This window comes from Nostoc foliaceum FACHB-393 (genome assembly GCF_014698505.1).
Lineage (GTDB): Bacteria > Cyanobacteriota > Cyanobacteriia > Cyanobacteriales > Nostocaceae > Nostoc > Nostoc foliaceum_A.
The window spans coordinates 1-9,596 of sequence record NZ_JACJTD010000119.1 but is presented as its reverse complement, the minus strand read 5'-3'; the positions used below and the strand labels follow the sequence as shown (position 1 = coordinate 9,596).

The window sequence follows — 9,596 nt, the reverse complement described above, 5'->3', positions numbered from 1 at the left end:
AGGTTAAAGGGTAAGGGTTAAAGGTTTTTTCTTTTCCCTTTCCCATTCCCCTTTTCCCCTTAACCGAAAAGTATTGGTTGCCAACTTCCTGTGACGGTTACAAATCAAAATCAAGGCTGAATGTTTCTCCTAAAGAATCCTCTTCTTTTTCGTCTGCAAATGGAGTTGGAGTCCAAGACTTGGGTTGGTTTGACTCAGTATTAATGGGTGTGTCAGCTAAAAGTTGTGCAGGTAATCCAGCCTTGATGAAAACAAAATAGCAATCAACTATAAAGTAAAGGGTGTCCAGGTAACTTTTATCTAGTTTTTGCGATTCTGCAAATATGCGCTCTCGGTAATTATCTTTGAGGCGAACTTTTTCCGGTGCTAAGTCTTTTTTATCAGCCATAGTTATATTCACTTAAGAGATGTAGTAGTTGGGTTCTTGGCAAAAATAGTCTTTGCCATCTCTAAAAGCCCAGAGACATTGGCTTCTACCGGATTGTCCAGGATTTTGAAGCCGTTTTTCTCCAACAGCTTCTTAAATCCTGGTAAGAGGCAGCCTCCACCAATCGCCCAGATTTCATCCCCTTGGTGCTTGGCATCAAGTGTCAGATTCACCACTTTCTTCAAGTATTTTTCATACCAATCTTTTAAAGAAGCGCTGTATATATCTTTGATATCGATGTCACGGCTGTATCGGGTATGCCCCATTTCCAAACAAAATCGGATAATGGAAGGGTCTCCGATTTTTCCGCCATTTAGATGTTTCATTTTTTGGGAGATATCATCGATGAGAACTTCTACACCGATGGGGTAGGCGGTATGAACTTCTCGCTGACCCCGGTTGTAACGAGAATACAGGGTCGTACCATTGCCAAAGTCTAAAATGGTTAATTTTTTTGGTAGTGGATGCCCAAACAATGCACCCATCCCCTCTAGTACAACTTTCAGGACTTCTACTTTCACGTCTGATTGCTTGCCAGCAAGTATTGGCTGATATTCTCCATTGAGTACTTTTTGTAATTCTTCAGCCAGACCGACATCATGTAAGCTAACGACTAATTTTAAGTGCCAAGCCCTACGGTGTGGGAGATGTGCCAATGCACCCAATAAAGTCAGCAACGCATTATTGACTTTATTTTCATTATTGTCTGTGTTGCGGTCAAAATAATTCCCTGTACGGTAAGCAGACTCTCCGACTGTGTAAGCACTGCCATTAAAAACTACACGCCCTGGCACATCTTCCATCTCGGCTGTTGAAATATAGCTGGGGACACGAACTACTTCAAAGCCATCGACTAAAAGTTTGAGACTTCCGTAACCGTTATCGAAACCCGCCGGAAAAATTTTTTGTAAGGTGTGAATGTTTGACATCTGCTCCAAGTAATACACTTTAATTTGTGAAAATTATCTGTTCAAGCGATCTGCAAGAGCAAGAGAAAGAAGAATAAAATAACTTCCCCTTTTTTGCCTAATCTCAAGAGCTTATCATAACCCCTTGGGGGCTAAATGGGGTATAAAATGTTAGCCAGTCAAATATACCCCATTTAGCACCTATATACACCCTATATAGGGGTCAAAATGTTCCCAAAGTCTTAAGCTATTGTTGGGGTATATATAGCCCCTATATAGCCCCCATCAGGAATTTTTGAAATCTTTTTTATCAACGAAGCAGAAATTAATTTTAGATCGTTGTTAACTCTTTGATTTATACTCTACTGTCAAGGTCTAAATTAGCTTTACGCAACGCAAGATGTCTAGCCAAAGCTCTGATACACTTGGAATTTACCTACGAGAAATTGGTCGCATTGATAGGCTATTACCTGAACAAGAAATTTTCTATGCAAGACTTGTAAGGTCTATGCTGGCACTTGAGCAGCAAAAGAATCTTCTTGTGCAACGGCTAAAGCGTTCTCCAAATGGGTCTGAACTCTCTGCCGAGGTGAATAAAACAGAAGCAGAATTAACCCAAATCCTTGAACAAGGGCAACTGGCAAAACATTTAATGATTACTGCCAACCTCCGTTTAGTGGTTGCAGTCGCTAAAAAATATCGTTGGAGTAAGCTGGAATTTTTGGATCTGATTCAAGAGGGAGCAATAGGTTTACAAAAAGCGGTAGAAAAATTTGAGCCGAATCGGGGCTATAAATTTTCTACTTATGCAAAAGGCGTGGATTCGGCAAGCAATTACCAGAGCAGTTGCAGAACAATCCCATACTATTCGCCTACCCCATGACCTGACCAAAAGATTGATGCAAATCAAAAAGGCACACGTTGAACTTTTTCAAACCTTGGGAAGAACACCCACTATTATAGAAATCGCTGAAGCTGTTGATGCATCACCTAAACAAGTTGCCGAATGCCTAAACGCATTTCGTCCGCTAGTTTCTTTAGAGCTAGGAATTGGAGAGGAGCAAGAAAACCAACTGCAAGAGATATTACCCGACGAAAGAATCTCCGCACAAGAGTATGTTGCTCTAGAATGTCTCCGATCAGATTTACAGGATTTATTAGCTACCTTGAAACCAAATCAACGCCAAGTCTTAATGTTACAGTTTGGGTTGTCAGGCGAGGACAAGTTGACTGCAAAACAGGTTGCACAAAAACTTAATCTCACTCATTCCAAGGTACGCTCTGCTCATGGACAAGGTATCAAAGCTTTACGGCGTGAGCAAGACAAAATTAAAGATTATTTGGCCAGTTAAAAACTGTTTATGTCCAAGGAGAAGGAATCGCTGTTGCTGAAACCACTTCTCCCGCACTTAGTCAAATTGTAAGTATCAGATATAGCCCTTTAAAGGTGGTGAACTTTAGAATGATAATTGGTTATTTCAACCATCAAAAAGCCCAAAATCTGAGTGGAGGATTGAAGAGGGTAGCACTTAAACAACGTATCTTCGTTGGCTACCCTGAAAGGAGCAGTATCAGATATTGTCTACTGTGGTATAGCAGTTCTTATTCGCGTGAAGGGAACTAAAGCTCTTAATTGACAAGCTTTTCAGTTTTCATGCATAGACCTTTTCCGATAGATAAAAAGAAATCACACTTATTCAATTTTCAGTTTTAATTTTCGGTACTCTCCTCTTGTTCTTCTAAAATAATTTTTATTTGATTGAGCAATTTCTCCAAAGCTTTCTTTTTCTTCGGATTATCCCAAACTTTAGATGAAGCCAGTTGTTTACTTAATTCTTTATATTGATATTTAAGTAATGGGGGATTATCATTACCTTCCTCTTTACTCTGAATATTCCGTACTAATTGTTGAATTTCAACTAGTGATAAATTATTATCTATTGCTTGACTAAGTAATTGTTTCCGATCTTCGTCAATTTTGAGTTTTGCAATCGCTCTGGCTTTTGTATATTCAATTTTACCTTGAGATAAAGCTTGCTGAATTTCATCAGGCAGGTTTAATAGAGGCAAGCGATTTGTTCGGAATGATTCAGGGGACAGTTTGCCAAACGCCATAAATACACCCTCAACTATTGCAACCTCATCTGAGCGGATAACGTTATCCGCCTTTTTTCGATTAGCTTTTTCCATACGATTGAGCAGGCTTACGACCTCATCCTGCGACATCTTCAACCGTAAAACAAGTAATTCTAAAATCCCGATAGTTTCTTCGTATGCATTTAAATCTTCACGCTGTAAGTTTTCAATTAATCTAACCTGTTTTACGGTAGCATCATCCATTTCCTTGATGACAACAGGTACTTCTTCTAAATCAGCCATTCCTGCTGCGATGAGGCGGCGTTCCCCTGCAATAAGTTCATAGTCCCCATTTCCTAAAGGACGCACTAGCAAGGGTTCAAGTATTCCTACTACTTTTATGGACTGCGTGAGTTCTTCTAACTTTTTGAGGTCAAAATAGCGTCGCGGTTGGGTTGGATCTAACCTAATTCGCTCTGTTTTGATACTAGCAGCTTGATTTTCAGGTGTAGTTAGTTCAGAATCACCATCGCTAAATATTAAATCAAGAGGATTAGCGTGTTTAAGCTTTGCACTGTATACTACGTCTTTTTTAGTCACTTTTACACTTTGAGTTTTTCTAAATCTTTAACAATCTTATTCATAACTTTAAGTGCTGCATGATTTTTATCATACACAGCCAATGGAATCCGACGTTCCGAAGCATCGGCAAATGCAATTGATTTTGGGATAGCAGGATATATTGTTGCTATTTGCGAAAGCTGATCTTGTATAGCGTTAACAGTACGAGTTTCCTGTGCTGTACGGCTATCAAGCATTGTAGGGATAAATCCAGCAATTTCTAAGTTTTTATTGAGTTTTTTACGAACTCGCCCAACAGTATCAAGTAAAAGGTCAGTGCCAAGAAAAGATTTAAATTGGCATTGAATAGGCACAACTAAATGTGTAGCCGCAGTTAAGCTGAGGATACTGAGAATGCCCAAAGAAGGCGGGCAGTCAATTAAGATAAAGTCGTATTCATCTTTAATAGGTGCTAGGGCTTCTTTGAGACGATATTCTCTTGCATCAGCAGTAGGTAAGAGAAGTTCAGCTGCACTAAGGGTGATATTTGTGGGAGCCAACTTCATCCCATGAATACTTTCTGGATAGATAAATAGCGGTTCTTCATCAATGATGGCATTATAGAGTGTTTTTTTTAGACTTTCTGGGTCTACTCCCATAAAATTCGTTAGGCTTGCCTGTGGGTCCATATCTATAAGTAGGACATGGTTTTGATTAGAAGCTAAGTGATAACCCAGGTTTTGGGTAAGAGTAGTCTTAGCAACGCCTCCTGATTGGTTAAATAACGCAATGACAATAGTTTTGCTCACGAGTGTAAATTGTAATTTTAAATATCTACCCTTAATACGGCAAATTGTAGCTCTGGTTAAAGGAGAACACAACTATTGAGTTATGCCAAGATTGTGTCTTTCCAATCAAATCAGCGACCAAAGGTATGATCTGGTTGTAGAAAAAATTTTTGACAGCAGAAACAGAATTCAGGAGTTATTTTTCTTCGTTAGGATACCAACCTGCCGGAATGACTTCAAAATTCCAAACATCTTTGAAGACGTATATGCGTCCGATCATTTCTGATGGGGAAAGCAAATTTTTGTCGCCTTCCTTCCAATCTTTTTTATCAACTGTTCCCATAACTACATAGTTATTACCTACAATTTGAGGATTTGTTTGGACAAAAGTAGCAGCCATCAATGGCTCAATTTCCTGTTTTTTAGCAATAATTAAGTCGCAGCTTGGGCAATATTTACACTGTTTATTTAGTAAAAATAGCTGTTTAGGTTCAATGTGGATTACCAAAGGGAACTTGCGTAACTTAGTTTTAGTATCGCATTTGGGGCATTTAGTGAACGCACAATCACTATAAGGATTGAGAAAAAATCGATGCCGCTTTTTAATTGTTTTATCTGGCTTTTTATTAACGCTATTTTTAACCATGCTACGATGAAAGCTTGATTAACTACATTTGGTTTTGTAACATAAGGTTAACTATAACAAGTGTGAAGAATTAACACTTACTCCTAACTAAAAATAGTGAGGTAGGTTGAGCTATTGCTAGATATTAGATGGTTGCTAGCTAAAGTTACCAACAGAGCAGAAGGAGCGATAAATGTCTTCTGAACATAGCCGGATACAGATGCTTCAATCACATCATCGTGCAACTTGGTTGCGGTAAGGTATTGTCAGCTTACCGCAAATTCACACTAACTACTTGATTTCCCAACCATCAAACAGATTAGGCTGATCAATTCCGTACTGCCTTTGCACCAGCCGCCTCAGTTCTGCCACCGAGTTAGCCGACTTCATCAGAACCAGAACTGATATCACATGGGGAGATAATCTCTCCTTTGTTTCTTTCGACAGCATTTGATGTATTTTGTACTTCCTTCTCCCGTTAGACAAAATTGGATTAACGATATCGAGCTTGGCTTTTTCTTCTGGAGTCATCCAGTTGTAGACAAACTCCCAATAGTATTTACCATTTTGTATGTGCCTCTTATGCAGCTTGCTTATCCGTGCTAGATTCTCCTCAAATTCAGTCTCGAAAAGTTTCGTCCAAGGGCGGGGCGTATCCAAGATGCGAGAATCATCGATGCGTCGTTGTTCAACTGTCCGCGACTCTCCCCAGACTTGATCGAATCTGCTAGTGAGTGAGTCTTCAGACAAGGCATCTATTAGCTTTTGAGCTTGTGCATTTCCTTTCGTGTCGAAATAGCGCCAAATTATTCTGGCATCCTTTACTGATATAGTTTCAGCACGGGTTCCCACGCCATTGACAGTATATTCCGCAAAAAAGGTAACATGATTTAATCCATGCCCTACCAGCTTTTGATAGACTTTAGGTGCTTTAAAAGTAACGTGATTAGCCAGTTACGATTGATACCAATTGTTGAAAGGATTTGATTTTGAGACATGCGGTACTCTTCCGTCTCAACAATCCTAATGGCATCAAACCGATAGTTGCCAATGTACAACTCAACGGCTTGGGCGGGTGTGAAGTCTTTCTTAGCCATGATTGCTTTCTCCACAAAAATTTCATCAATTTCTCGCGGAGCGTTTGTATGGTAGATTGCACTTCCCTTGGTGTTATCATCGCTGCCCAAAGTTATTTGAATCAGTATTTAGTTAAGATAGTCAACGCCAGTAAGGGGTAAGAGTTAACACTCAAAGGATGAAGGTAAAACTTCAATACCGATTAGCTTATTAATTTTTTAAAAGTAAAAAAGACCCAGGCATTTATCTGGGTCTTTGAGGTTGGGAATTAACCCAAGATTTCAATCACAGCCGCTAGAATAGCTGGGGCTTTGTCTGAAACCGGAATGAATACCCGCTTTTGCCAGTTGATGATCTCGGTGAAACATCCAGCAGCTAAGAGCCGCTCTGCCAATGAGATAGCATTAACCAGTTCTATGCGAGCTTCATTAGCAATGAAAGAACGTCGCAAGGTTACGCCACCCGGCAACTGTTGTGTATATCTCTGGTTCAGTACCAGCAAAACAAGTTCTTCTGGAGAAAGCATCTGGTTCCTTAGTCCAAGTTGTTCGCGCACGGTTTGAATGTCGTGAGCATTTACCACCCGACCGAGAATCTTTTGTCCATCGCTGGTTTGTAGTCGGAATACTCGACTATTCTGCTGTGGTAGTATTTTCCAGATGGGTAGGAGAATACCAGTTACCAAATGCAGGTAATCGGTAGTGAACTTGGGCAGCGTATCTACCTCTTTCGACCACGCTGCAATGAACGCATCGACACAAACCGCTTTCCAAGTGGAAGATTCTAAATCCTTGACTGGTACGCGAGTTTCTTTCTGTGGGCGAATCAGCAAAACTCTTGGGACAACTCCACCCTCAGAGTCGTATATACTATGTGTTGGAATTGACACAGCAGCATTGCCTGACTTGGAGTTGATCATGAGCATTCCTTGATATTGAGTTGCGAACTCCAACATCTCTTCGGCAGTTTTGATGCTGTTCTTTTGGGTGCGTTCCACTTTCAAGTAATTGGTGACGCTACCAGTTTGAGCATGAGTATATACAGCTTCCTGGCTCTCAACAGTAAAGCGTTCAGCCCGTAAAGTCTCCACCCCCATCTCGTAGACCCCTGCTGCGATCGCTGCTTCAATCTGCTGACTTAGCAACAATTCAAAACGCTCAAAAATGATGTTTTGCATCCCAATCCTTAAAGCCAGCAGCCGATTGAGGAATTGCCGCAGGGGTGGCAGGTCGATTTTCATTTCGCCTTCATGAGAGGTTAAGTTAAGTCCCGTCATTTGCTCAAAAGTCCCTAGTGGAACTTCATAAAATCGACCTTGGTATATTTGTCTGAATAATTCATACAGCGCGTGTTCTGCATAGTTCGATTCCAGATTATCCTTAGCCTCAAATATCCCATTACCACCCGTCTGCCGTTGACCGCGAGTAAGAGCGCCTAAGCTGTCCAGCCGTCGGGCAATGGTTGAGATAAAGCGGCGTTCACCTATAACGTTAGTGGTAACAGGTCTGAACACGGGTGCTGATGCTTGGTTTGTGCGGTGCGATCGCCCAAATCAAAGAGCAACACCAGCAAGAGTTAGAGCGTCTAGAGCAGGAATTGAGAATTGGGCTACAAGCAGAAGTATCGGCCAGAGCAGAAGAACAAGTGCAAGAGCAAATCTCATCCTTGCAAAACCTGTACAAGCAGCAGAAGGAGCAAAACGTTCAGTTACAGCAGCGTTTGGATGAGATGGAGGGCTTAAGAAAACTGGAGATTGAGAATCAACAACTCCAGCAACGTATCCAAGAATTGGAACACGCTGTTGAACAACGCCCTTCTCAAGAATGGGGAAATACTATGACCCAGCAAGCGACCAAAGCGTTGAACAAGCAGGTGAAGCAAGCTCTGGAAAAGACAATTGATTTGCGATCGCTAGCCCAAGAACCACCCAAAGAGAATGCCCAGGAATGCTTACGTTTAATGGGCATGGCTTTAAAGAATCTCGCTAGTGCTATGAACAATACCCAGGCATTGGAGGCAGCAGCGCTAATTTTAGGTAGTGAACCGACATTAACTGCGATCGCTTACCGAGCCGAACAATTGGAAATGTTGCCCCAGGCGGTTAGTGATATTCGACGGGTGCTGTCAAAACCTGGGTGTACTTGGCATGAGTTTTGGGATGTTGCCCAAGAGTATGAGGTGATTAAATCAGATTATTTGGCGGAATTGACCACCCAGGAGACTGATTTAATTACTGCTCTCCAGAACGCCTCCTCTCAACCGGACACAATTATCGTTGGTTCTATTGTTGCTCACGCTGACCCATACCGTACTTTGTATGTCGAGAGGGGTGAGGTGGTGCAGAATTTAGGCGAGGAACTGGTGGTTGCATGGGATCACTGGAAGGAGCAATCGAAAAAGACTGACAGGTATTCACGAGACGAGTTGCGATTCTGGCAACCTCAATAGGGTTTCAGTGTATCGGTGACTTTTTAGATAACCAAATACAAGTACCAAGCCCCGCATCACAGTGGGGGAAATTTCCGTGTGTCAATATAATAGGAGATTGAAAGATGACTGCAACTATTACTCGTCTCAAGCTCAAAAAGGCTGCTGCTAATAAACCACAGTCACCGTATAAAAGACTTCATGTGATTATTCCCATAGAAGATATGTTATGGGCTTCGCAACAAAAACCTTCAGTCAATCAACTCTGGCAGGAATGCTGGACGGCTGACCCCTACGGTTCCCGGTGGATGCCGCTAACTTCTGCTTTGGGTTACAGTACTTTTATCTCTGCGAAGAAAATTCTTTCTGACAGTGGACTATTCATTTTCAAGCCGGACAAGTCAATTCAAGACGGCCGAGAAACGGCTAGTTGGATGGTGAAGAATTTGCATGGTAGCCGAATGAAGGAGTTTTGGGAGAAAGCCAATGCTGAAAAACGAGAACCAAATTCTGAAAAAGAAGAACCAAATTCTGAAGATTCAGATAAAGATGCTGGCTGTGAAGAAATACGTGCTTTAAACAATACCTTCGCCAAAACAAGAGTATGAAGAGAGAGGGCGCTCTGTAGTAGAGTTATTGTCTTCCCAAACGACAACTCAAAAACTACAATTCGCCCATGTTCGACATCCTATCACTCTTACAATGCC

The 9,596-nt window shown here is 41.4% G+C and carries 11 protein-coding genes and 1 pseudogene; 4 read left to right on the top strand and 8 right to left on the bottom strand.

Going from position 1 to position 9,596, the window contains the following annotated elements; all coding sequences use genetic code 11:
• Positions 1-97 precede the first annotated feature (97 nt).
• Positions 98-388, bottom strand: a complete 291-nt coding sequence (locus tag H6G92_RS36960; RefSeq protein ID WP_190901597.1) for a hypothetical protein — start codon at positions 386-388, stop codon at positions 98-100.
• 8 nt (positions 389-396) lie between these two features.
• Positions 397-1,356: a ParM/StbA family protein gene (locus tag H6G92_RS36955; RefSeq protein WP_190901595.1), complete on the bottom strand. Its 960-nt coding sequence runs from the start codon at positions 1,354-1,356 to the stop codon at positions 397-399.
• 379 nt (positions 1,357-1,735) lie between these two features.
• On the opposite strand from H6G92_RS36955, the gene H6G92_RS40995 reads away from it, so the two are divergent.
• Complete coding sequence (locus tag H6G92_RS40995) at positions 1,736-2,218, top strand: sigma factor (protein ID WP_313890060.1); 483 nt, start codon at positions 1,736-1,738, stop codon at positions 2,216-2,218.
• Entirely contained in the window at positions 2,142-2,687 is a 546-nt protein-coding gene (locus H6G92_RS40990; RefSeq protein ID WP_313890059.1) for a sigma-70 domain-containing protein, read from the top strand. Before H6G92_RS40995 ends, H6G92_RS40990 begins: the two co-directional genes overlap by 77 nt.
• A 358-nt stretch (positions 2,688-3,045) precedes the next feature.
• On the opposite strand, the gene H6G92_RS40985 is transcribed toward H6G92_RS40990, so the two are convergent.
• From H6G92_RS40985 to H6G92_RS36920, 6 genes are all read right to left on the bottom strand, one after another.
• Positions 3,046-4,011 carry a ParB/RepB/Spo0J family partition protein gene (locus H6G92_RS40985; RefSeq protein WP_190901593.1) on the bottom strand — a complete coding sequence of 322 codons (966 nt, stop codon included), beginning with the start codon at positions 4,009-4,011 and terminating at the stop codon, positions 3,046-3,048.
• A gap of 2 nt (positions 4,012-4,013) precedes the next feature.
• A complete protein-coding gene (locus tag H6G92_RS36940; protein WP_190901591.1) occupies positions 4,014-4,781 on the bottom strand; it encodes a ParA family protein in 768 nt (255 codons plus the stop codon).
• A gap of 175 nt (positions 4,782-4,956) precedes the next feature.
• Positions 4,957-5,406: a hypothetical protein gene (locus H6G92_RS36935; RefSeq protein ID WP_190901589.1), complete on the bottom strand. Its 450-nt coding sequence runs from the start codon at positions 5,404-5,406 to the stop codon at positions 4,957-4,959.
• A 270-nt stretch (positions 5,407-5,676) separates the two neighbouring features.
• The gene (locus tag H6G92_RS36930) at positions 5,677-6,237 is read right to left on the bottom strand and encodes a P63C domain-containing protein (protein WP_190901587.1); all 561 of its coding nucleotides are present in this window, start codon (positions 6,235-6,237) and stop codon (positions 5,677-5,679) included.
• A 50-nt stretch (positions 6,238-6,287) separates the two neighbouring features.
• On the bottom strand, positions 6,288-6,482 hold the full coding sequence (locus H6G92_RS36925) for a hypothetical protein (RefSeq protein WP_190901585.1): 195 nt from the start codon (positions 6,480-6,482) through the stop codon (positions 6,288-6,290).
• Between the two features lie 248 nt (positions 6,483-6,730).
• Positions 6,731-7,975: a strawberry notch C-terminal domain-containing protein gene (locus tag H6G92_RS36920; RefSeq protein ID WP_313890058.1), complete on the bottom strand. Its 1,245-nt coding sequence runs from the start codon at positions 7,973-7,975 to the stop codon at positions 6,731-6,733.
• A 26-nt stretch (positions 7,976-8,001) separates the two neighbouring features.
• Between H6G92_RS36920 and H6G92_RS36915 the strand changes: the two are divergent.
• Together H6G92_RS36915 and H6G92_RS36910 are read left to right on the top strand one after the other, a co-directional pair.
• Positions 8,002-8,910, top strand: a pseudogene (locus H6G92_RS36915) (hypothetical protein); the annotation flags it as partial.
• Positions 8,911-9,014: 104 nt separating this feature from the next.
• Positions 9,015-9,497: a hypothetical protein gene (locus tag H6G92_RS36910; RefSeq protein ID WP_242059487.1), complete on the top strand. Its 483-nt coding sequence runs from the start codon at positions 9,015-9,017 to the stop codon at positions 9,495-9,497.
• Positions 9,498-9,596 lie beyond the last annotated feature (99 nt).

Excerpts from the sequence above, each read along its gene's own strand:
- H6G92_RS40990 (WP_313890059.1), top strand. The coding sequence starts at position 2,142 with ATGCAAAAGGCGTGGATTCGGCAAGCAATTACCAGAGCAGTTGCAGAA.
- H6G92_RS36960 (WP_190901597.1), bottom strand. The coding sequence starts at position 388 with ATGGCTGATAAAAAAGACTTAGCACCGGAAAAAGTTCGCCTCAAAGAT.
- H6G92_RS36925 (WP_190901585.1), bottom strand. The coding sequence starts at position 6,482 with ATGGCTAAGAAAGACTTCACACCCGCCCAAGCCGTTGAGTTGTACATT.
- H6G92_RS36935 (WP_190901589.1), bottom strand. The coding sequence starts at position 5,406 with ATGGTTAAAAATAGCGTTAATAAAAAGCCAGATAAAACAATTAAAAAG.
- H6G92_RS36910 (WP_242059487.1), top strand. The coding sequence starts at position 9,015 with ATGACTGCAACTATTACTCGTCTCAAGCTCAAAAAGGCTGCTGCTAAT.
- H6G92_RS40995 (WP_313890060.1), top strand. The coding sequence starts at position 1,736 with ATGTCTAGCCAAAGCTCTGATACACTTGGAATTTACCTACGAGAAATT.
- H6G92_RS36955 (WP_190901595.1), bottom strand. The coding sequence starts at position 1,356 with ATGTCAAACATTCACACCTTACAAAAAATTTTTCCGGCGGGTTTCGAT.